Annotated in this window: 18 protein-coding genes and 1 pseudogene; 8 read left to right on the top strand and 11 right to left on the bottom strand. The window is 68.2% G+C overall.

Features of this window, described 5'->3' with window-relative positions; genetic code table 11:
• Nucleotides 1–172 precede the first annotated feature (172 nt).
• The 7 genes and pseudogenes from A6A40_RS19695 (at nucleotide 173) to A6A40_RS19665 (ending at nucleotide 6227) form a co-directional block, all read left to right on the top strand.
• The gene (locus tag A6A40_RS19695; RefSeq protein WP_014187809.1) at nucleotides 173–1798 is read left to right on the top strand and encodes a fumarate hydratase; all 1626 of its coding nucleotides are present in this window, start codon (nucleotides 173–175) and stop codon (nucleotides 1796–1798) included.
• Between the two features lie 139 nt (nucleotides 1799–1937).
• A complete protein-coding gene (locus A6A40_RS19690) occupies nucleotides 1938–2177 on the top strand; it encodes a type II toxin-antitoxin system CcdA family antitoxin (RefSeq protein ID WP_108547589.1) in 240 nt (79 codons plus the stop codon).
• Nucleotides 2177–2494 carry a CcdB family protein gene (locus tag A6A40_RS19685; RefSeq protein WP_108547588.1) on the top strand — a complete coding sequence of 106 codons (318 nt, stop codon included), beginning with the start codon at nucleotides 2177–2179 and terminating at the stop codon, nucleotides 2492–2494. Before A6A40_RS19690 ends, A6A40_RS19685 begins: the two co-directional genes overlap by 1 nt.
• A 7-nt stretch (nucleotides 2495–2501) precedes the next feature.
• Nucleotides 2502–3182 carry an RluA family pseudouridine synthase gene (locus A6A40_RS19680; RefSeq protein WP_108547587.1) on the top strand — a complete coding sequence of 227 codons (681 nt, stop codon included), beginning with the start codon at nucleotides 2502–2504 and terminating at the stop codon, nucleotides 3180–3182.
• Between the two features lie 98 nt (nucleotides 3183–3280).
• Nucleotides 3281–4729 (top strand): ATP-binding protein, encoded by a 1449-nt coding sequence (locus A6A40_RS19675; protein WP_108548036.1) that lies wholly within the window; start codon nucleotides 3281–3283, stop codon nucleotides 4727–4729.
• Between the two features lie 120 nt (nucleotides 4730–4849).
• A pseudogene (locus tag A6A40_RS19670) lies at nucleotides 4850–5539 on the top strand (pirin family protein); the annotation flags it as partial.
• Between the two features lie 157 nt (nucleotides 5540–5696).
• The gene (locus A6A40_RS19665; RefSeq protein ID WP_108547585.1) at nucleotides 5697–6227 is read left to right on the top strand and encodes an arsenate reductase ArsC; all 531 of its coding nucleotides are present in this window, start codon (nucleotides 5697–5699) and stop codon (nucleotides 6225–6227) included.
• Nucleotides 6228–6233: 6 nt separating this feature from the next.
• On the opposite strand, the gene A6A40_RS19660 is transcribed toward A6A40_RS19665, so the two are convergent.
• The 9 genes from A6A40_RS19660 to A6A40_RS19620 all read right to left on the bottom strand — a co-directional run bounded on the left by A6A40_RS19660 (nucleotide 6234) and on the right by A6A40_RS19620 (nucleotide 17731).
• Complete coding sequence (locus A6A40_RS19660; protein WP_108547584.1) at nucleotides 6234–7256, bottom strand: TIGR01620 family protein; 1023 nt, start codon at nucleotides 7254–7256, stop codon at nucleotides 6234–6236.
• Nucleotides 7253–8647: a YcjX family GTP-binding protein gene (locus tag A6A40_RS19655; RefSeq protein WP_108547583.1), complete on the bottom strand. Its 1395-nt coding sequence runs from the start codon at nucleotides 8645–8647 to the stop codon at nucleotides 7253–7255. The genes A6A40_RS19660 and A6A40_RS19655 overlap by 4 nt, the downstream gene beginning before the upstream one ends.
• 136 nt (nucleotides 8648–8783) lie before the next feature.
• Entirely contained in the window at nucleotides 8784–9683 is a 900-nt protein-coding gene (locus A6A40_RS19650; protein WP_108547582.1) for a hydroxymethylglutaryl-CoA lyase, read from the bottom strand.
• Nucleotides 9684–9686: 3 nt separating this feature from the next.
• On the bottom strand, nucleotides 9687–11690 hold the full coding sequence (locus A6A40_RS19645) for an acetyl-CoA carboxylase biotin carboxylase subunit (RefSeq protein ID WP_108547581.1): 2004 nt from the start codon (nucleotides 11688–11690) through the stop codon (nucleotides 9687–9689).
• Between the two features lie 5 nt (nucleotides 11691–11695).
• Entirely contained in the window at nucleotides 11696–12478 is a 783-nt protein-coding gene (locus A6A40_RS19640) for an enoyl-CoA hydratase/isomerase family protein (RefSeq protein WP_108547580.1), read from the bottom strand.
• 11 nt (nucleotides 12479–12489) lie between these two features.
• Nucleotides 12490–14097, bottom strand: coding sequence for a carboxyl transferase domain-containing protein (locus A6A40_RS19635; RefSeq protein WP_108547579.1), 1608 nt, complete (start codon nucleotides 14095–14097; stop codon nucleotides 12490–12492).
• 42 nt (nucleotides 14098–14139) lie between these two features.
• Nucleotides 14140–15273, bottom strand: coding sequence for an acyl-CoA dehydrogenase (locus tag A6A40_RS19630; RefSeq protein ID WP_108547578.1), 1134 nt, complete (start codon nucleotides 15271–15273; stop codon nucleotides 14140–14142).
• A gap of 56 nt (nucleotides 15274–15329) precedes the next feature.
• A complete protein-coding gene (locus A6A40_RS19625; RefSeq protein ID WP_108547577.1) occupies nucleotides 15330–16511 on the bottom strand; it encodes an acetyl-CoA C-acyltransferase in 1182 nt (393 codons plus the stop codon).
• 47 nt (nucleotides 16512–16558) lie between these two features.
• On the bottom strand, nucleotides 16559–17731 hold the full coding sequence (locus A6A40_RS19620) for an isovaleryl-CoA dehydrogenase (RefSeq protein WP_108547576.1): 1173 nt from the start codon (nucleotides 17729–17731) through the stop codon (nucleotides 16559–16561).
• A gap of 1217 nt (nucleotides 17732–18948) precedes the next feature.
• Between A6A40_RS19620 and A6A40_RS19615 the strand changes: the two genes are divergently transcribed.
• Nucleotides 18949–19944, top strand: a complete 996-nt coding sequence (locus tag A6A40_RS19615) for a bile acid:sodium symporter family protein (RefSeq protein WP_108547575.1) — start codon at nucleotides 18949–18951, stop codon at nucleotides 19942–19944.
• Nucleotides 19945–19984: 40 nt separating this feature from the next.
• Here the strand turns inward: A6A40_RS19615 and A6A40_RS19610 are convergent, their stop codons facing one another.
• Nucleotides 19985–21451, bottom strand: a complete 1467-nt coding sequence (locus A6A40_RS19610; protein ID WP_236783905.1) for a hypothetical protein — start codon at nucleotides 21449–21451, stop codon at nucleotides 19985–19987.
• Complete coding sequence (locus tag A6A40_RS19605; RefSeq protein WP_108547574.1) at nucleotides 21448–22554, bottom strand: hypothetical protein; 1107 nt, start codon at nucleotides 22552–22554, stop codon at nucleotides 21448–21450. Before A6A40_RS19605 ends, A6A40_RS19610 begins: the two co-directional genes overlap by 4 nt.
• Nucleotides 22555–22605: the final 51 nt, after the last annotated feature.

Genomic DNA, 22605 nt, shown 5'->3' with positions numbered 1-22605 from the left:
CTTCCCCACCATTTCCCCCACGACAAACCGCCGCGCGGCCTTCCGTCCTGCCGATGGTTGTCTCCGCCCCGCAGCGGTGTATAAGGGGGGCCGAGCGCGGCCTGCCCCCTTCGCGCGCCCGGCCGGGCGCGGTTTCGCGGAGGCCGTTGGATCGTCACGAAGGAACGCCCCAATGCCCGACGACATCGCCTCAGCCCGCGGCCTGTTTCCGCTCGCCAAGGACGACACGACCTACCGCAAGCTGACCTCGGATCACGTCTCGGTCGTCGAATTCGACGGCGAGCAGATCCTGAAGGTCGAGCCGGAGGGTCTGCGCCTGCTGGCCGAGGCTGCCTTCTCCGACATCAACCATCTGCTGCGTCCGGGCCATCTGGCCCAGCTCGCGAAGATCCTTGACGATCCGGAGGCGTCGGCCAACGACCGCTTCGTGGCGCTCGACCTGCTGAAGAACGCCAACATCGCCGCCGCCGGCACGCTGCCGATGTGCCAGGACACCGGCACCGCCATCATCATGGGCAAGAAGGGCCGCCGGGTCTGGACCAAGGGCGGCGACGAGACCGCCCTGTCCGAAGGGGCCCGCGACGCCTACCTGAAGCGCAACCTGCGCTACAGCCAGCTGGCGCCGATCTCCATGTATGAGGAGAAGAACACCCGCAACAACCTGCCGGCGCAGATCGACATCTATTCCGAGGGCGAGGACTATTACAAGTTCCTGTTCATGGCCAAGGGCGGCGGGTCGGCCAACAAGACCTTCCTGCACCAGGCCACGCCGTCGGTTCTGGCACCCGACCGGCTGCTGAAGTTCCTGGAAGACAAGATCCGCTATCTCGGCACTTCGGCCTGCCCGCCCTACCATCTCGCCATCGTCATCGGCGGCCTGTCGGCGGAGCAGAACCTGAAGACGGTCAAGCTGGCCTCGGCCCGCTATCTCGACAATCTGCCGACCGAGGGCGGCGAGGACGCGCACGCCTTCCGCGATCTGGCGATGGAGGCCGAGGTCCACAAGCTGACCCAGAACATGGGCATCGGCGCCCAGTTCGGCGGCAAGTATTTCTGCCACGACGTCCGCGTCATCCGCCTGCCGCGCCACGGCGCCTCGATGCCGATCGGCATCGGCGTGTCCTGCTCGGCCGACCGTCAGGCGGTGGGCAAGATCACGCGCGACGGCATCTTCCTGGAGCAGCTGGAGACCGATCCGGCCCAGTATCTGCCGGAGATCGGCGACGAGCATCTGTCGGGCGAGGTCGTGAAGATCGACCTGAACCAGCCGATGGAGCAGATCCGCGCCACGCTGAGCCAGTATCCGATCCGCACCCGCCTGTCGCTGACCGGCCCGCTGATCGTCGCCCGCGATCTGGCCCACGCCAAGCTGCGCGCCCGTCTCGACGCCGGCGAGCCGCTGCCGGATTACTTCAAGAACCACCCGATCTATTACGCCGGCCCGGCCAAGACGCCGGAAGGCTACGCCTCGGGCTCCTTCGGGCCGACCACGGCGGGCCGCATGGACAGCTTCGTCGACCAGTTCCAGGCGGCGGGCGGCTCCATGGTCATGCTGGCCAAGGGCAACCGCAGCCCCGAGGTGACGGCGGCCTGCAAGCAGCATGGCGGCTTCTATCTCGGCTCCATCGGCGGCGCCGCCGCCCGTCTGGCCCAGGACTGCATCAAGAAGGTGGAGTGCGTCGAGTATCCCGAACTCGGCATGGAAGCGATCTGGCGCATCGAGGTGGAGGACTTCCCGGCCTTCATCATCGTCGACGACAAGGGCAACGACTTCTTCAAGGAGTTGAAGCTCGCCTGATCCGGGCTGACAGGACGTGAAGGGGCGCGGCGCCTTGCGGTGGCCGCGCCCTTTTCCTGCCCGCTTGCCGGACGGCACCGGGGGCGCCTATCTTCAGTGCATCGGGATCGGGGCATCGGGATCGGGGGAGGGCTTTCCAATGGACGGTGTCTATGACCGGCGCGCACCGAAGCGGGAGGTCACGCTGTCGCTGGACGAGGACATCCTGCACCGCGCCCAGTCCCTTCCCGGCGACCTGTCGGAACGGGTCGAAAAGCTGCTCGCCGACGAAGTGGCGAAGGCGGACCGTGAACGTCGCCTGGATGCCACGATTGCGGCGCTGAACGACTTCGACGCCAAATATGGCTCTTTCGCCGACGAACACCTCGATCATCTGTAATGGCTCAATTCGATGTGCATCGGAACCGAACCGCAGCGCGCTCGGGCATTCCGTATCTGGTGATCGTGCAATCACAACGTTTCGACGCATCGGCGCGCAGGGTGATCGCACCGCTGCTGCCCGCAGACAAGCTCCCGAGTACCGAACCTTCCTTGACTCCGAAATTCGCGATTGAAGGCCGTGACGTCGTTCTGAATCCACTCCAGCTCGCCTCCGTTCCGACGGACCAACTCGGCGAGAAAGTCTGCTCCCTCGTCGACGACAGCGACCGCATCGTCGCCGCCATCGACCTCCTGATTTCCCGCGCCTGGGGATGAGTAGCCCGTGACACCCGCCCAAATCCAAGACCGCATCCTGTACCGCGACGGGCTGATGCTGATCCTCGACAAGCCGGCCGGGTTGCCGGTCCATGCCGGCCCCGCCGGCGGGCCGAACCTGGAGCGGCATTTCGACGCGCTGCGCTTCGGCTTCCCCAAGCCGCCGTCGCTGGCCCACCGGCTGGACCGCGACACGTCGGGCTGCCTGATCCTCGGCCGCCATGCCAAGGCGCTGCGCAAGATCGGCATCCTGTTCCAGAACGGCAAGGTCGATAAGACCTATTGGGCGGTGGTCGCCGGGACGCCGCCGCAGGAGTCCGGACGGATCGAGCTGCCGCTCGCCAAGGTTTCCAACAAGACCGGCGGCTGGCGCATCGTCGGCTCGCCCGATGGTCAGACCGCCGTGACCGACTATGTCGTGCGCGGGCAGGCGGACGGGCTGAGCTGGCTGGAACTGACGCCGCACACCGGCCGCACCCACCAGATCCGCGTCCATTGCGCCTCCATCGGCTGTCCGCTGGTCGGCGACCCGCAATATGGCGGGCCGGAGGGCAAGCCCCTGCACCTGCATTCCCGCGCCATTTCGCTGCCGCTCTACCCGAAGCGCGACCCGGTGGGTGCGGTGGCGCCGGTCCCGCCGCATATGCGGGCGGCGCTGGAGGCTTGCGGCTTTACCGAGGCTTCATAGCCCCAAGCCTACGCTCGGCCATTGCCGCAATGCGGCAGATGACCCGATGATGCTGCCTGACGATGGCAATGGGCATCACGGCCGAGGGGAGCAAGCGCATGATACCGACCGGCACCACCACGGCGCGCTGGATGACCGTGCGCTATGCCCTGGCGCTGACCTTGATCGCGCTCGGCACGCTGGCCGGCTTCGTCATGACCGAAGGGGTGATCGGCCAGCACGAACGGATGCTGGAGGTCGTCAACGTCTCCGGCCGCCAGCGCATGCTGTCGCAGCGGACGGCCCTCCTGGTCGAGCGGTTGAAGACCGCGGCCGATCCGGCGGTGCGCACCGACCTCGCCCGCCAGCTGGCCGAGACAACCGACATGTTCGAGGCGGCCCACCACCGGCTGGGCGGCCGGGCCGGGCCGGAGGAAGGCCCGCCGCTGGGACCACCCCCCAACGACCTGTTCCATGGCGGCACCGATCCGCTGGACCCGCTGGTGACCGGGCACATCGCCGCCCTGCGCCGGGTGATCGCCGCGGCGTCCGCCGGTCAGCCCCCCGACCCTGCCGAAGCCGACCGCATCACCTCCCAGGCCCTCGGCCCGCTGCTGGAGCGGCTGGAGGAGATGGTCGCCCTCTACCAGGAGGAGGGTGAGGCCGGATTCCACACCCTGCACCAGTTGGGGCTGGCCGCCCTGCTGATCACCCTGCTGATCCTGGCGGTGGAAGCCTTGGCGATCTTCCGGCCGATGACCCGGCAGGTGCGCCGCCAGTTCACCGAGATCCTGCGCATGGCCGAGACGATCGAGCGGGCCAACGCCACGCTCGAACAGCAGGTGCGCGAACGCACGGCCGAGCTGCACGCCGCCAAATCCGCGGCGGAGCAGGCCCACCGCGCGAAGTCCCGCTTCCTCGCCCATGCCAGCCACGACCTGCAGCAGCCGCTCCAGGCCATCGGCATGTTCACCGGAATGCTGGAGCGCCAGCCGCAGAGCGCGAAGGCGGCGGCCCTGCTGACCGACCTGAAGGCGGCGCAGCGGTCGATGCGCGACCTGCTGAACGCGATCCTCGACATCTCGAAACTGGAATCCGGCGCGGTGACGCCGAAACCGGCCGACCTGCCGCTCTCCCCGCTGCTCGACCAGCTGGAGGCGGAGTTCGCCGGGCTGGCGGAGGCCAAGGGCCTGCGGCTGCGCGCCGTTCCCACCAATGCCGTGGTGCGCAGCGACCCGGCGCTGCTGGAGCGCATCGTCCGCAACCTGATCGGCAACGCCATCCGCTACACAGAGAGCGGCGGCGTGCTGATCGGCTGCCGCAGCCGCGGCGACCGGCTGTGGATCGAGGTCTACGACACCGGACGCGGCATCGCCGAACCCGACCGCCGGCGCATCTTCGAGGAGTTCGTCCAGCTCGACCGGCCCGACCGCGACCGCAGCGAGGGCATCGGCCTGGGACTCGCCATCGTCGAACGGCTGGCGCGGCTGCTGGAGCATCCGGTGACGGTGCGCTCGGTGGAAGGGCGCGGCACGGTGTTCGCGGTGGGGGTGCCGCTGGCCGGCTGACATTGTATCTTCCATCGCAACGATCTGATGCGAACTCCCTGGATTGTTCTTCCGTTCGTCGGGTGGCAAATTCTCCTCCAGACAACGGCACTCAGCCCAACGGCATCGGAGGGTTCCATCATGATCACCATTCGCCATCGTGACGAGCGTGGGGTCGCCAACATGGGTTGGCTGAACAGCAACCACAGCTTCTCGTTCGGCCATTACTTCGACCCCGCCCACATGGGCTTCCGCGCGCTGCGGGTCATCAACGAGGATCGGGTGATTCCCGGCGCCGGCTTCCCCACCCATGGGCATGCCAACATGGAGATCGTCTCCTATGTGCTGAACGGCGCGCTGGAGCACAAGGACTCCATCGGCACCGGGTCGGTGATCCGTCCGGGCGAGGTCCAGGTGATGAGCGCCGGCCGCGGCATCCGCCACAGCGAATACAACGCGTCCGACACCGAGCCGGTGCATTTCCTCCAGATCTGGATCCTGCCCGAAGCCAACAACCTGGCCCCCGTCTACCAGCAGGCGGATTTCCCGGCCGAGCAGAAGCGCGGCAGGCTGAAGCTGGTCGGATCGCGCGACGGTCGTGACGGCAGCACCGTCATCCACCAGGATGTCGATCTGTACGCCGCCCTGCTCGACGGCGAGGAGAGCGCCACCCTGCCCCTGCGCCCCGGCCGCCATGCCTGGGTCCAGGTCGCCCGCGGCCGGGTCCATCTGAACGGCACCCAGCTGAAGGCCGGCGACGGCGCCGCGCTGACGGACGAGGAGGCGGTGACGCTCGACCGCGCCGACGACGCCGAGGTGCTGGTGTTCGACNCACGCTCCAAATCGATCTCGATTTTACGCGATCCGATCTAACGTGTCAGGATTGACATAAAAGGTTGATTTGAAGCGGGAACGGGGCTGGCGGCACAGTGTCGCCAGCCCAGTCCCGCCGGTGCTTCCGCCGACGGGCCGAACCCAGGGGTAGGCCATGACCGAGCAGAAGACCTACAATGTCCTGTTTCTCTGCACCCACAATTCGGCGCGCAGCATCATGGCGGAATGCCTGATGCGCCGGTGGGGCGCCGGCCGCTTCAACGCCTGGTCGGCCGGCAGCTTCCCCGCCGGCCAGATCAACCCGCAGACCCTGGCCACGCTGAAGGCCTTCAACCTGCCCACCGCCGATCTGCGTTCCAAGAGCTGGGACGAGTTCACCGGGCCGGACGCGCCGGTCCTGGATTTCGTCTTCACCGTCTGCGATCAGGCGGCGGGGGAACTGTGCCCGGTGTGGAACGGCAGCCCGCTGACCGCCCATTGGGGCGTCGAGGATCCGTCGGCTGTCACCGGCACGGAGGACCGCATCCGCATGGCCTTCCGCCGCACCTATGTGGAGCTGGAAAGCCGCATCAAGATCTTCGCCAGCCTGCGGGTGGATCAGCTCGACCGGCTGACCCTGCAAAGCTCTCTGCACGCCATCGGCACCGTCCACGGCTCCGAAGCGGACAGGATGGCCGACGCCTGAGGGCGATCACAGCACCTGTTTCGGCACCGACAGCAGTTCCTTCCTGATGCGGTTCAGGCTGGGGCGGTTCTCGGTGCCGAAGGCGATGGGGCGGCACAGATGCATGGCGGTCAGCCCGACCCGCGCGGTCAGCAGGCCGTTGATCACCCCCTGCCCCATCCGGGTGGAGATCGCGGCGGCGAGCGACCCGCCCAGCGCCTCCACCGCCACATGGTGGGCGCTTTCCGTCACCCCGGCGACGGCGATGTTGGCGAGCATCCGGCGCAGCAGCCGCAGCGACCCGACATAGCCGGGCCGGGCGCCGTAGAGGGCGGCGATCTCCCGCACCAGCTTCAGGTTCCGCCACAGCACCACCGCGAAATCCAAGAGCGCCGCCGGGCTCAGCGCGGTGGCGACGGCGGTGTCGCGCGAGGCCAGCAGCACCCGCTGGTAGGCGGCTCGGTCGAGCGGGGTCAGAACCTCGCGGTCGAGCAGCCGCACCACCTCATGCTCGTCATGGGCGTCGGTCACATGGTCGCGCACGCGGGCCAGCGCCGGGGCCAGTTCCCGCCGGTCGGCATAGAGCGCCACCAGCGAGCCGGCGAAGCGGTCGGCCCGGCCTCCCGGCGCCTCGACCTCCAGCCGCCCGGCTTCCGCCCGCAACTCCTCGATCCGGCGCAGGCGGCGCAGCGACAACAGTTCATTCACCAGCATCGCCACGGCGGCGATGCCCGCCGTCGCCGCCAGCAGCGCCACCAGCACGCCCAGCACAACACTGGTGGCGAAGGCGCGGTTCAGCAGGTCGGCGGTGTCGAACCCCAGCGCCACCGCCAGCAGCGCCGCCAGCGCCCCGAACAGCCAGCGCCCGAGCCTGCGCGTCGTCCGCACCGGCGCCGCCGGGGCGGGCAGCAGCTCCGCCGGGTCGCCCGATCCGGTCAGCAGCGCCGTCTCCTCCTCCGCCGACACCGGAGCGGCGCGGTCGAGCTCCAGCTCCATCGGCGGAACCCAGCCCTTCGCGGCCTTGCGGCTGTCGCTGTCGCGCTCCGTCACAGCAGGTAATCCCCCAGCAGGAATTGCAGGGCCTGATCGACCCGGATGTGCGGCAGGCCGCGCGGATCGCGGCCGAGATCGTCGGGCGGACGGAAGGCCAGGAAATTGTAGGGGCGGTCGCGGCCGGGCGGAAAGGCTTCGGCATCCTCCGGGATCTCGCCGGGGAACAGCACGGTCGGACGGTCGCGCCCGACCGGCACGCCGCGCACGCAGCGCAGCTGCCGGCCCTCATGCTCCGTGACCACGCTGTCGGTGCATTTCAGCGCGGCGATGGCCATCGTCTCGACCTGGGCGCCTTCGAAGCGGATGGCGTTGCGGGCGTCGCCGACCAGCCGGTCGAGCAGGGCGCGCAGCTGGGCATGCTGGTGGGCGGCGATGTGGTCGGCCTTGGTCGCGGCGAACAGCACGCGGTCGATCTTCGTGCCCAGCAGCCAGTCGAGCCAGCCGGAGGATCCATGACGGAAGGGTTCCAGGCTCAGTTCCAGCGCCCGCTTCATGTCGGCCATCCCGGCGGGACCGGCATTCAGCGCCCCCAGCACGTCGATCAGCACGATCTGGCGGTCGAGCCGGGCGAAATGTTCGGAGAAGAAACGGCGGACGACGTTGGTCTTGTAGGCCTCGTATCGCTCCTCCATCAGCGCCCACAGGCTGCCGCGCCCCCGCGACCCGCCGGCCTGGGGCGGGGGCAGCGGACAGAAGGTCAGCAGCGGCGCGTCCTTCATGTCGCCCGGCTCGACGAAGCGGCCGGGCTGGATCAGGCTGAGCAGCGTGTCGGCCCGCCGGCAGGCGTGGAGATAGTCGGTGTAGAGCGCCGCCCCACGCCGGGCCGTCTCCTCCTCCGCCGCTGCCATCGGATCGATGGTGGCGAGCCAGCCGCGCCAGGAGGCCGACAGCTCGTCGCGCGGCGGCCGGGCGGCAAGCTCCAGCGTCAGCGCGCTCCACTCCGCGAAGCTCTGGCGCAGCAGCGGCAGGTCGAGCAGCCATTCGCCGGGATAATCGACAAGGTCGAGGTTCAGCGTAGCCACCGGCTGCACCGCGCGCTTCAGCGCAGACTCCGGACGGTAGCGCAGAGAGACGCGCATCTGGCCGATGCCGCGCGTCGGCTCCGGCCAATGGGGATCGGGACCGGTCAGGGCGGCCAGATGGCCTTCGAAATCGAAGCGCGGCACGTCCGGATCGGGCTGCGGCCGCAGCCGCGCCGCCTGGAAACGCCCGGACGACATGACGTCGAGGAAGGGAAGCCGCCCGGCCTTCAAGAGATTGTCGACGAGCGCGGTGACGAAGACGGTCTTGCCCGCCCGCCGCAGCCCGGTGACGCCGACGCGCACCGTCGATTCCAGAAGAAGCCGGCTGCCGGCATCGTACAGGCTGTTCAGGTCGGGAATACGCACGGGCGGTCGTTCACGTCTGGCCAGGGACCGGCCCTATATGGGGTGGGACGCGCGGGATGCGAAGGGGCCATCCCCGCGGATACGAAAGGGCCGCGCCCCCTGCCGGAAGCGCGGCCCTTCGTTGCCGAAGGTTCCCTCACGCACAACCACGAGCGCGGGCCACCTTCGATGCGGTCGGGCGGCCGATGGCGTCGCTGATGAACGCACCGGCCGCTATCAGCTTGTCCAGATCCACCCCGGTCTCGATGCCGAGGCCGTTCAGCATGTACAGCACATCCTCGCTCGCCACGTTGCCACTGGCCCCCTTGGCATAGGGACAGCCGCCCAGGCCGGCGACGGAGCTGTCGACCACCGCCACCCCCATCTGCAAGGCCGCCAGGATGTTGGCCAGCGCCTGCCCGTAGGTGTCGTGGAAATGGACGGCGATCTTGTCGACCGGCACCCGCTCCGCCACCGCGGCGATCATCAGCTGCGCCCTGGTCGGCGTGCCGGTGCCGATGGTGTCGCCCAGCGAGATCTCGTAGCAGCCCATGGCGAACAGCCGCTCCGCCACATCGGCCACCGCCTGCGGCGCGATCTCCCCCTCATACGGGCAGCCAAGCACGCAGGAGACGTAACCACGCACCGGCACGCCGGCCGCCTTGGCCTGCTCCATGACGGGGGCGAAGCGGTCCAGGCTCTCGGCGATGGAGCAGTTGATGTTCTTTTGGCTGAAGCTTTCCGAGGCAGCGCCGAACACCGCCACCTCGTCGGCCTTGGCCGCCAAGGCGCCCTCCAGCCCTTTCAGGTTGGGGGTGAGGGCGGCATAGCGCACACCGGGCTTGCGGGCGATGCCGGCCAGCACGTCGGCACTGTCGCCCATCTGCGGCACCCATTTGGGCGAGACGAAGCTGGCAGCCTCGACCACGCTCAAGCCGGCATCGGACAGGCGGTTCACCAGTTCCACCTTCACCGCCGTCGGCACCATGGTCTTTTCGTTCTGGAGGCCGTCGCGCGGGCCGACCTCCACCATGCGGACGAATTTCGGCAGCTGCATCGGTCAGCCCTCCGCGATGTCGAGGACCAGCAGATCGACGCCTTCCGACACCTGATCGCCGGCCGCGAAGTTCACCGCGCTGACGGTGCCCGCCGCCGGGGCCTTGATGGTGTGCTCCATCTTCATGGCCTCCAGCAGCATCAGCGGCGCGCCGGCCTCGACGCTCTGGCCCGGTTCGACCAGCACGCGGACCACGGTGCCGGGCATCGGCGCGGTCAGACGGCCGGAGCCGCCCTCCTGCTCCGCCGCGCGGGCGCTGGGATCGTCCAGCGTCAGGCGGGACACAGCACCATCGATCAGCACGGTGATGTCGAGCCCCTGCCGCACCACGGTGGCGCGGGTGCGCATGCCGCCCAGCGTCGCGGTCAACAGGCCATCGGCGAGGCTGACGCCGGTGACCGGCATCGGCTTGCCGCCATCCACCGCGACCTCATAGCCATCAGCGCGGAAATGCAGCGTCACCTCGCGTGCCGTGTCGCCGTCCATCAGGCGCAGGTCGTAATGGTTCTCCTCGTTCAGCCGCCAGCCATTGGCGAGCAGCCAGGGCGAATAGCGGTCCGACCGTGCACGCAGCGCCGCCTGCGCCTCCTCCCGCCGCGTCAGCAGCACCGACAACGAGGCGGCGGCCAGCGCCCGATCCGACACCGGGGCCGGCGGCGGCAGCAGGTCGGCGCGGTGGCGCTCGATGAAGCCGGTGTCGATCTCCACCGCCTTGAAGGCCGGATGGCCGGCGATGGCGCCGAGAAAGCCGACATTGGTGGTGACGCCGACCACCTCATACTCGGCCAGCGCCACCCGCAGGCGGCGCAGCGCGCTGTCGCGGTCCTCGTCCCAGACGATCAGCTTGGCGATCATCGGGTCGTAATACATCGTCACCGAATCGCCTTCGCGAACCCCGGTGTCGACGCGGACATGGTCGCTCTCGGCCGGCGGGCGCAGCCGCACCAGCTTGCCGATGGCGGGCAGGAAGTCGCGCTGCGGGTCTTCCGCGTACAACCGCGCCTCGAAGGCATGCCCCCGGCGGGTCAGCTGGTCCTGGCGCAGCGGCAGTTCGGCGCCAGCGGCGACGCGCAGCTGCCACTCGACCAGATCGAGGCCGGTGATCTTCTCCGTCACCGGATGCTCCACCTGCAGGCGGGTGTTCATCTCGATGAAATAGAAGCCGCCATCCTCATAGAGGAACTCGACGGTGCCGGCGCCGACATAGTTCACCGCCTTGGCGGCAGCGACCGCCGCCTCGCCCATGCGGCGGCGGAGGTCGTCGGGAAGGTTGGGGGCCGGCGCCTCCTCGATCACCTTCTGATGGCGGCGCTGGACCGAGCAGTCGCGCTCGAACAGATAGACGCCGTTGCCGTGGGTGTCGCAGAAGACCTGGATTTCGACATGGCGCGGCCGGCGGAGATATTTCTCCAGCAGCAGGCTGTCGTCGCCGAAAGCGGCCTTGGCCTCGCGCTGGGCGCCGGCCACCGCGTCGGCCAGCTCGTTGGCGGCGCGCACCACGCGCATGCCCTTGCCGCCGCCGCCGGCCGAGGCCTTGACCAATACCGGATAGCCGATGCGCCCGGCCTCCGCCGACAGGGTGGCGAAATCCTGGTCGGTGCCGTGATAGCCCGGCACCAGCGGCACGTCGGCATTCGCCATCAGCCGCTTGGATTCCGCCTTGGAGCCCATGACGCGGATCGCCTCGATCGGCGGGCCGATGAAGACGACACCGGCCTCCGCGCAGGCGGCGGCGAAACCGGCATTCTCCGACAGGAAGCCATAGCCGGGATGGATGGCCTGGGCCCCCGTGCGCTTCGCCACGTCGAGGATGATTTCGCCGCGCAGATAGCTTTCGCCGACCGGGGCCGGGCCGATGCAGACGGCCTCGTCGGCCATCTGGACATGCATGGCCTTGGCGTCGGCCTCCGAATGGACGGCGACGGTCTTGATGCCCAGGCGGCGGGCGGTGCGGATGACCCGGCAGGCGATTTCGCCGCGGTTGGCGATCAGGATCTTGTCGAACATGTGGATCAGCTCCGCCAGGACGGGGTGCGTTTGTCGAGGAAGGCGCCGACGCCCTCCCTGCCTTCGGCGCTGGCGCGCTGGCGGGCGATGCGCTCCGCCGTGTCGCGCACCACGTCGTCGGTCAGCGGCCGGCGGGCGACGGCGCGGATCAGCTCCTTGGCGGCGGTGACCGCCGAAGGCGCGCTGTCCATCAGGTTCCTGACCGTCTTCGCCACCGTCTCTTCCAGCCCGTCGGCGTTGGTCAGCTCATGCAGCAGGCCGATGCGGTGGGCCTCCGCCGCGCTGAAGCGCTCGCCGGTCAGGAAATAGCGGCGGCAGGCCCGCTCGCCGATGGCGGCGATGACATAGGGGCTGATCGCGGCGGGGATGATGCCGAGCCGCACCTCCGACAGGGCGAAAGTCGCGGTCTCGACGCCGATGGCGATGTCGCAGGCCGAGACGAGGCCGACGCCGCCGCCGAAGGCCGGCCCCTGCACCACGGCGACCGTGGGCTTCGGACATTCGTCCAGCGTGCGCAGCATGGTGGCGAGGCCCATGGCGTCGGCCAGATTCTCCTGATGGGAGTAGCCGGCCATCTTCTTCATCCAGGACAGGTCCGCCCCGGCCGAGAAGCTCTTGCCCACCCCGCGCAGCAGGACGACGCGCACCGCCGGATCCTCGCCGACCCGCCGGAAGGCAGCGGTGAGGTCGGCGATGACCTGCTCGTTGAAGGCGTTGTGCACGTCGCCGCGGTTCATGGTGACGGTGGCGACGCCGTTCCCGGCAACCTCGATCAAAATGTCGCTCATGGTCGCCTCCCTCACATCCGGAAGACGCCGAAGGGCGTCTTCGGCACCGGGGCGTTCAGCGAGGCCGACAGGCCCAAACCCAGGACCATGCGCGTGTCCGCCGGGTCGATGATGCCGTCGTCCCACAGCCGGGCGCTGGCGTAATAGGCGTGGCTCTCGCGCTCGAACTGGGCGCGGATGGGAGCCTTCAACGCCTCCTCCTCCTCGGCCGACCACGGTTTGCCCTGGGCTTCCATGGCGTCGCGCTTGACCTGGGCCAGCACACCGGCCGCCTGCTCGCCGCCCATGACCGAGATGCGGGCGTTCGGCCACATCCACAGGAAGCGCGGGCTGTAGGCACGGCCGCACATGCCGTAATTGCCGGCGCCATAGCTGCCGCCGATGATGACGGTGAATTTCGGCACCTTGGCGCAGGCGACCGCCGTGACCAGCTTGGCGCCGTCCTTGGCGATGCCGCCGGCCTCGTATTTGCGGCCCACCATGAAGCCGGTGATGTTCTGCAGGAACACCAGCGGGATGCGGCGCTGGCAGCACAACTCGACGAAATGCGCGCCCTTCAGGGCGGATTCGCTGAACAGGATGCCGTTGTTGGCGATGATGCCGACGGGATAGCCGAAGATGTGGGCGAAGCCCGTCACCAGCGTCGTGCCGTAGAGCGGCTTGAACTCGTCGAAGCGCGAGCCGTCGACCACCCGCGCGATCACCTCGCGCACGTCGAAGGGCTTGCGGGCGTCGCTGGGGATGACGCCGTAGAGCTCGCGCGGGTCGAAGGCCGGTTCCTCCGGCTCGCGCAGGTCGAGGTCGATGTGCTTGGCGCGGTTCAGGTTCGACACCACGCGGCGCGCCATCGCCAGCGCGTGGGCGTCGTTCATCGCATAATGGTCGGTCACGCCCGACGTGCGCGAATGCACGTCGGCGCCGCCGAGATCCTCCGCCGACACCACCTCGCCGGTCGCCGCCTTCACCAGCGGCGGGCCGCCCAGGAAGATGGTGCCCTGGTTGCGGACGATGATCGCCTCGTCCGACATCGCCGGGACATAGGCGCCGCCGGCGGTGCAGCTTCCCATCACCACGGCGATCTGCGGGATGCCCTCGGCCGACATGTTGGCCTGGTTGTAGAAGATGCGGCCGAAATGGTCGCGGTCGGGGAAGACCTCGTCCTGGTTCGGCAGGTTGGCGCCGCCCGAATCCACCAGATAGATGCAGGGCAGGTTGTTCTGTTGCGCGATCTCCTGCGCACGCAGGTGCTTCTTGACCGTCAGCGGGTAGTAGGTGCCGCCCTTCACCGTCGCGTCGTTGGCGACGATCATGCATTCCTGCCCGGCGACGCTGCCGATGCCGGCGATGATGCCGGCGGACGGGATGTCCTCGGCATAGACGCCGTCGGCGGCCAGCTGCGACAGCTCCAGGAAGGGCGAACCGACATCGAGCAGCTGGCGGATGCGCTCGCGCGGCAGCAGCTTGCCGCGGGCGAGGTGCTTTTCGCGCGCCTTGGCCCCGCCGCCCTGCTGGATGGCGGCGACCTTCCGGCGCAGATCGTCGACCAGGGCCTGCATGGCGTCGGCGTTGGCCTGGAACTCGGCGGAGCGCGCGTTCAGGGCGCTCTTCAGGACGGTCATGCCGTCTTCCTCCCGGTTTGGCGGTCTTGATTGCTGGGCTGGTTACTGGACAAGGGCACGGCTGATCACCAGCCGCTGGATGTCGCTGGTGCCCTCGTAAATCTGGCAGACCCGGACATCGCGATAGATGCGCTCGACCGGGAAATCGTTGAGGTAGCCGTAGCCGCCATGGATCTGGATGGCGTCGGAGCAGACCTTCTCCGCGATCTCGGAGGCGAACAGCTTGGCCATCGCCGCCTCCTTCATGCAGGGCACCCCGGCATCGCGCAGGCTCGCCGCATGCAGCACCATCTGGCGCGCCGCCTCCACCCGCGTCGCCATGTCGGCGAGGCGGAAGGCGATGGCCTGATGCTGGATGATCGGCACGCCCATGCTCTGGCGCTCCTGGGCATAGCGGATGGCGTGGTCCAGCGCCGCGCGCGCCATGCCGACCGACTGGGACGCGATGCCGATGCGCCCGCCCTCCAGGTTCGCCAGCGCCACCTTGTAGCCGGCACCCTCGGCCCCGAGCATCAGCTCGGCGGGAACCCGGCAGTCCTCGAAGACGATCTGGCAGGTGTCGGAGCAGTGCTGGCCCAGCTTCTCCTCCGTCCGCGCCACCTGATAGCCCGGCGTGTCGGTCGGCACGATGAAGGCGCTCAACCCCTTCTTGCCGGCGGCCGGATCGGACACCGCGAAGACGATGGCGACGTCGGCTTGCGAGCCGGAGGTGATGAACTGCTTGGTTCCGTTCAGCACCCAATGATCGCCGTCGCGCCGGGCGCGGGTCTTGATCGCAGAGGCGTCGGATCCGGCCTGCGGTTCGGTCAGGCAGAAGGCGCCCAGCATCTCGCCACGCGCCATCGGCTTGAGGAAGCGGTCCTTCTGGGCATCCGTCCCGAACTTCAGGATCGGCATGCAGCCGACCGAGTTGTGGACGCTCATGATGGTGGAGACGGCGCCGTCACCGGCGGCGATCTCCTCGATGGCGAGGGCGTAGGCGACATGGTCGGTGGCGGCGCCGCCATACTCCTCCGGCACCAGCATGCCCATCAGGCCGAGTTCGCCCATCTCGGCAAGTTCGGCCTTGGGGAAAGCGCCGCTGCGGTCACGCTCGGCGGCGGTTGGGGCAAGCCGGTCCTGCGCGAAGGCGCGGGCCATGTCGCGGACCATGGTCTGTTCTTCGGTCAGGTGCATCGGGCGTTTCCTCGGGCGANGGGGGGGAGGGTTAGGGAGGGGGCAAGCGCCTGCCCTTACACCCGCTCCACAGCAATCGCCGTCGCCTCGCCACCACCAATACACAGCGACGCCACGCCGCGCTTGAGGTCGTACTTCTCCAGCGCCGCCAGCAGCGTCACGAGGATCCGCGCCCCCGAAGCGCCGATCGGATGCCCGAGCGCGCAGGCGCCGCCATGGACATTCACCTTGTCGTGCGGCAGATCCAGATCGCGCATCGCCGCCATGGTCACAACGGCGAACGCCTCGTTGATCTCGAACAGGTCGACGTCGCGGGCCGACCAGCCCACCTTCTCGAACAGCTTCTGCATCGCGCCCACCGGCGCGGTGGTGAACAGCGCCGGCTGCTGGGCGTGGTTGGAGTGGCCCTTGATCTCGGCGATCACGCGCAGGCCGAGGCGGTCGGCCTCGCTGCGGGTGGTGACGATCAGCGCCGCGCCGCCGTCGGAGATCGACGAGGCGTTCGCCGCCGTCACCGTGCCGTCCTTGGCGAAGGCAGGCTTCAGCGTCGGGATCTTCTTGGGATCGCCCTTGCCCGGCTGCTCGTCGGTATCGACCAGCACGTCGCCCTTGCGTCCCTTGACCAGCACCGGGGCGATCTCCGCCTTGAAGGAGCCGTCCTCCACCGCCTTGCGGGCGCGGTTCAGGCTTTCGATGGCGTAATTGTCCTGCGCCTCGCGGGTAAAGCTATAGCTGGTCGCGCATTCCTCGGCGAAGGTGCCCATCAGGCGGCCCTTCTCGTAGGCGTCCTCCAGCCCGTCGAAGAACATGTGGTCCAGCACCTTGCCGTGGCCCATGCGGTAGCCGGCGCGGGCGCGGTCCAGCAGATAGGGAGCGTTCGACATGCTTTCCATGCCGCCGGCCACCACCACCTTGGCCGAGCCGGCCTTGATCACGTCATGGGCGAACATCACCGCCCGCATGCCCGAACCGCAGACCTTGGAGATGGTGGTGCAGCCGACACCCTTCGGCAGCCCGGCACCCAGCGCCGCCTGACGCGCCGGGGCCTGGCCCAGCCCGGCCGACAGAACGTTGCCCATGAACACCTCGTCCACCGCATCCGCGGCGAGGCCCGAGCGTTCAAGCGCCGCCTGGATGGCGACGGCGCCCAGCTGCGGGCCGGTCAGGCCCATGAGGTCGCCCTGGAAGCCGCCCATCGGCGTGCGGACGGCGGCGGCGATGACGATGCTGTCGGTCATGGTGGTCGGTCCCTTTCCCTCGATGCCTTATTCTTTGCCGGAACGCCTTAGGCGGTCTCTTTGAACAGTTCGCGCCCGATCAGCATGCGGCGGATCTCGCTGGTGCCGGCACCGATCTCGTAGAGCTTGGCGTCACGCAGCAGCCGGCCGGTCGGGTACTCATTGATGTAGCCGTTGCCCCCCAGGGTTTGAATGGCCTCCAGCGCCATCCAGGTCGCCTTTTCGGCGGAGAACAGGATGGCGGCGGCGGCGTCCTTGCGGGTGGTCTCGCCGCGGTCGCAGGCCTTGCAGACAGCGTACACATAGGCCTTGGCGGCGTTCATGATCGTGTACATGTCGGCGATCTTGCCCTGCATCAGCTGGAATTCGCCGATGGCTTGGCCGAACTGCTTGCGGTCATGGACATAGGGGATCACCACGTCCATGCAGGCCTGCATGATGCCGAGCGGGCCGCCCGACAGCACCGCGCGCTCGTAATCCAGCCCGGACATCAGCACATTCACGCCGCGCCCGACGCCGCCCAGGATGTTCTCCTCCGGCACCTCGCAATCCTCGAACACCAGCTCGCCGGTGTTGGAACCGCGCATGCCCAGCTTGTCCAGCTTCTGCGCCACCGAGAAGCCCTTGAAGCCCTTCTCCACCAGGAAGGCGGTGATGCCGCGCGGGCCGGCGTTGATGTCGGTCTTGGCGTAGATCACCAGCGTGTCGGCGTCGGGGCCGTTGGTGATCCACATCTTGGTGCCGTTGAGCACATAGCGGTCGCCCTTCTTCTCCGCCCGCAGCTTCATCGACACCACGTCGGACCCGGCGTTCGGCTCCGACATCGCCAAGGCGCCGATATGCTCGCCGGAGATCAGCTTGGGCAGGTAGCGGCGCTTCTGCTCCTCGGTGCCGTTCTTGCGGATCTGATTGACGCAGAGGTTGGAGTGCGCGCCGTAGCTCAAGCCCACCGAGGCGGAGGCGCGGGACACCTCCTCCATCGCCACGACATGCTCCAGATAGCCCATGCCGGCGCCGCCATACTCCTCCTCCACCGTCACGCCGAGGATGCCGAGGTCGCCCATCTTGCGCCACAGCTCGTTGGGGAACTCGTTGCTGCGGTCGATCTCGGCGGCACGGGGGGCGATCTCGTTGGCGGCGAAGCTCCGCACCGAATCGCGCAGCATGTCGGCCGACTCGCCGAGGTCGAAATTCAGGCTCGGGTACTGGTTGGACAGCATGGCGTATCGCTCCCCTGGGAAATCATCCGTTCTTTGACCATACGTTACCGTATGGCCGAGCGGGTGGCAAGGGGCAAGCGCAGCGCGCCACAGTCGTTGCTATGGGCGCATCCGGCAGCGATCAGCAGGGCACGAAAGCGGATCATCGCCACAAAGGTGTGATGGATGCGCTCGGACGCGCGGGGGCCCCACGATGCTGCGCGACAGGCCATCAAATATCTCGATGGAGTTACCACCTGCCCGTTCATTCTGAAAAAAACCGGCGGATGAACACCGCGACAGGCGATAGACGCTTCTCACACTCAACCAAAAAGTGGTATATCTTATCGAAAAGACACAGTTAGAGTCTCACCATATCGATAGCCTCGAATTTTGGGAGCGAATGATGCAGTCTAAAACCCTCAATGATGGCACCATACTTGTTGCGCCGGACGGGGCGAACATACACAAAGATCATCTTCATATCGCCCCGGACGGAACAATCCTTTCCCATAAAGTCGGCGGGCAACACTCATACAAATACTCAAATACCAGGAGAGACCTTTCGGATCTTTGGCAAGAAATTACGGGGGAATCTAATAAATTTCCAGGTGGATGGCGCCGATAGCCTGTTTTTATTCCGGCTTTCTCGGAGAATTATCACATACTTTGGATTTGCTAGGGAGAACCACTCGCAGTCCCGCCCAAGGACTGCCTGAGTTGCGTCCCCGCCGGTCATGGATTGCGCTTTTGGATGCAACGCCGCCCGGAGTGTTGGTGCCAGCCCGCAGATCAGCAGCGGAAACGCCGCAGGTTCGGCACCACTCTTTCTGAACGGGCATGACCAAGGCGACCGCACGGAGTATCGGTCAAGACCTCCGATGGGATCAGGGCCTGTTTAGACCATCATGATCCATGTCCCTTTCCCGTCCGTCATCCCTGCACAGGCGGGGATGACCGGCGTCCTTGGGAAAGAACACGATCTTCATATGCGATCCCCCTGAGAGCTGCCAACCGCCCGGCGGGGTCTGATCGTGCCGCCGAACTGGCCGTCGGCCGCACGCTGCCGCCGGCATATCTTTCCACATCGTGGAAGAATATCGGCCCATGCCGGTTTTCCCCAATCCTTTCAAAGCTGCCATGCATGTTGAATACTGTATTCCAGACGGGGGAAGGCAGTTATAAAAGAAGCCAAGGCGTTATGTCCGGACAGTGATAACGATTTGGGGGTCCAACCAATGATTCGCGTGCCTCGCCCGAACATGGACGGCTTCACCATGGCCTTGGTGGCGACCGTCGGGCTGGCGACCGTGCTGCCGGTGCAGGGTCAGATGGCCCTGGGGGTGCATTGGCTGGCGGAAGCGGCCATCGCGCTGCTGTTCTTCCTGCACGGCGCCCGCCTGCCGCGGGAAGAGGTGGTGGCGGGCATGGCGCATTGGCGCCTGCACCTGCTGATCTTCAGCCTGACCTTCGTCGCCTTCCCCCTGATCGGCTGGGCGGCGGTGACGGCGCTGCCGCACAGCCTGCTGCCGCCTGCGCTCGCCATCGGGGTGCAGTTCCTCTGCCTGCTGCCGTCGACCGTCCAATCCTCCATCGCCTTCACCTCGATGGCGCGGGGAAACGTCGCGGCGGCTGTGTGCAGCTCCACCCTGTCCAACATCTCCGGCATCCTGATGACGCCGCTGCTGGTCGCGCTGTTCCTGAAGGTGCAGGGCACGGCGCTGTCGCTCGATACGCTGCAGACCATCGCGGCGCAGCTTCTGCTGCCCTTCCTCGCCGGACAGCTGCTGCGGCGCTGGGTCGGCGCCTGGGCGGCGCGGCACAAGACGATGCTGAAGTTCACCGACCGCAGCTCCATCCTGCTGGTCGTCTACATCGCCTTCAGCGAGGCGGTGGTGAACGGGCTTTGGCATCAGGTGCCGCCGACGGCCTTGGGCATGGTGGTGGTGATCGACGGCGTGATCCTGGCGCTCTTCCTGGCCGGTACGATGCTGCTCAGCCGCCGCCTGGGCTTCTCGCGTGCGGACGAGGCGGTGATCGTCTTCTGCGGGTCGAAGAAGTCGCTGGTCAGCGGCGTACCGATGGCCGGCGTGCTGTTCGCCCCGGCCACCGCCGGTCTGGTGCTGCTGCCGGTGATGGTGTTCCACCAGATCCAGCTGATGGTCGGCGCCGTCCTGGCCCGCCGCTACGCCGACGAGGAGGAGGCGCGCGACGCCCTGCCGGCGACCTCGTGAGATTGACCGCCCTCTCCCGGAGCGGGAGAGGGAACGCCTCCTACTCCCCCTCCCCCTCCATCTCTCCCGTTGCGGCCATGATGGCGGTGCGGAGCCGGTCGGCCTTGGCGGGGCCGGCGACCAGCTCCAGCAGGCGCAGGGCGTAGAACAGGTTGATCTCCGCCGTCTCGGCGTCATCCGGATCCCCGGCGGCCTTCGGATACTGCGCCAGCAGGGCATGCGCCCGCTCCAGCAGTCCCTTTTCCATCGACGCCATCGCGTCCTTCAGCGGCTCGTGCAGGCCCAGCGCGTCGGCCAGCCCTTCGCAGCGGCGCAGCGCGCGGGCATGGTCCTCCGCCGCGGTCTGGACATCGTCATCGACGGCGGCCGGCCGGCCATCGGTGGCCGGGGCTGCCACCGCGGTCAGGATGCCGTGGGGCGCCGTGTCCAGAACGCTGCCGGCCACCGTGGTCCGCACCGCCGCCTTCACCGCGTCCAGCCGCTCGCGATAGACCGGCTCGGCCAGGAAATCCATGACGGCGGAGGTGGTGGCGACGCTGGCGACCAGCCGTTCGGCGATGGCGACGGCCTCCTCCGGAGCGATGGCGGCGTCAGCCCGGCCCGGCCCGGCCCCATGGCCTTTGCCGTGGCCGGCACCGTCCAGGCGGGCGCTCCGCTCCTCCAAATTGGTGACGACCAGCCCGCTCAGCTGCGCGAAGATCGCCGGCTGCTCCCGCCGCGCCTTGCCGAGGTCGATGTCGTTCAGCACCGCCAGCAGGTCGGCCGGGTTCGCCATGCGGGAGGCGGCGGCCAGAAGCAGGGAACAGACCAGCGTCGGCGATTGGCGCGCCGCCGCCTGGGCCGCCTGTTCGATGGCGGCGACATGATGGCGGTCGAGCACCGGCAGCGGCTTCGGCGCCAGCGCGTCCTTCAGCGCCTCCAGCGTCAGGCCGATGTCCAGGAAGGCGGCGACGTCCAGAACCTGGCGCCGCAGATCCTCGTCGCCAAGCAGCAGCCGGGCCGTCTGGCGCGCGCCGCCCTGCTCCACCGCGCCCTGAATGGCCCCGCGAATGGCCTGGGCGGCCATCGGCCACAGCCGGCGGCCGATGTTGCGCAGCGCGTTGATGTTGCCGGGCGCGGTTTCCTGCACCTGACGGTCGAGCTGGTCGATCAGGGCGGTATCGCCGCACTCCGTCACCAGCCGCCAGACCGGTTCGATCACCCGCCGTTCGATGCGGCCCAGCGGCACGTCGATCCCGCTGAAGCCTTCCAGCACATCCTCGAACGGCATGCACAGGACCCGCTTCATCGTCGGCCGGCGGCCGGGCCGCAACTGGACCAGCCGCGGGCGGATGGCGGCGAAGGTCTGGCGCACGTCGGGATGGTCGCGCACCCGCTCCAGCAGACGGACGACCTCGATGAACTTGTCCTCGGGGATGTCGAACAGCCGGCTCTCCAGACCCGGAAGCCGGTCGACCTTGCCCTGTCCGGTTCCGTGCGGTGCCTTCTCCACTCCCGGTTCCGTCATGGCGAGCGCGCTTTCACCGCCTCGATCCTGCGGATGGCGTCGATGTCCATCTGGCCCGTGCGCCAGTCCTCCAGCATGCGGACGGAACGGCGGTGGGCCTGCTTGACCTGCTTGGCATCCTCCACGAAATCGCGGCTGGACTCCGTCCTCGGCAGCAGGGGCAGGGTGCGGAACAGGTCGTTGACGGCCGCGGCCTGCTGGTGCCTGTCCTCGGTCTGCGCCACCTCCCAGGCTCCGGTGATGTGGCTCCAGCCGTCGAGCAGCCACGCCATCCGCGCCGCCTGGGCGCGCACGCGGACGATCCCGCTGTCCCAGTCGCGCATCAGCGGACCGATCGCCTCGATGCGGCGATGGAAGTCGCCCAGAACCTTCTCTCCGATGGCGATGGTGTGCTGCGCCACTTCGGCGCAGAAGGCGGCGACCGGCGCGGCATCGCTCGGAACGTCGCGCGCCCAGTCGGTCAGGCTGTCGCGGAATCCCATCAGGTCGGTCAGACCACGCCTCAGCCGGCCGGGCTTGGGCGAGCGCGCCAGCCCGACCGGGGCGGCAACCGCGGCGATGTCGGCCAGCCGGGAATAGAGCAGGGCCGCGTCCATCCGCAGGCTTTCGGCCGCGCGGGTCATCAGGTCGCGGGTCAGCCGCTGCCCCTCGTCGGTGTCGATGCCGGCCTTCAGCATCTCCGGCGATTCCAGGCCGACCGCCTTCAGGATGGACAGGATCAGCAGATAGTGGGTGAGGGTGCTCTGCTCCTCATCCTCCTCCAGGGCAAGGCGGGCGGCCTGCGCCGCCTTCGGCCCGGCCAGCCCGCGCCGCGCCGCCCTCAGCGTCGCCCGGCGGATCTCGTGCGGGGCGCAGGCGTCCTCCTTGACGATCAGGTCGTGGAGATAGCGGTCGTGCATGGTCATCGACACCATCTCGGGCACCGATTTCCAGGCGACGACATAGATGCCCATGCCCTGCGACAGGCTGGGGATCAGCACCTCCAGCTTCGACCGCTCGCCGCGGCGCACACGGGTCTGGGACAGCAGCGGCGTGGTGAAGGCCACCGCGGCCCCCCGTTCCTCGAAGGTCGACGGCGCGTATTCGATCGCACCCTTCAACATGATTGCCGTTCCGGAGTCGCCTGACCGATCTGCCACGGCCGCGCCGCCCCT

The sequence above is a fragment of the Azospirillum humicireducens genome, from assembly GCF_001639105.2.
Lineage (GTDB): Bacteria > Pseudomonadota > Alphaproteobacteria > Azospirillales > Azospirillaceae > Azospirillum > Azospirillum humicireducens.
Note: the sequence above shows the minus strand (reverse complement) of the source record. Positions and strands in the feature narration are given on the sequence as shown.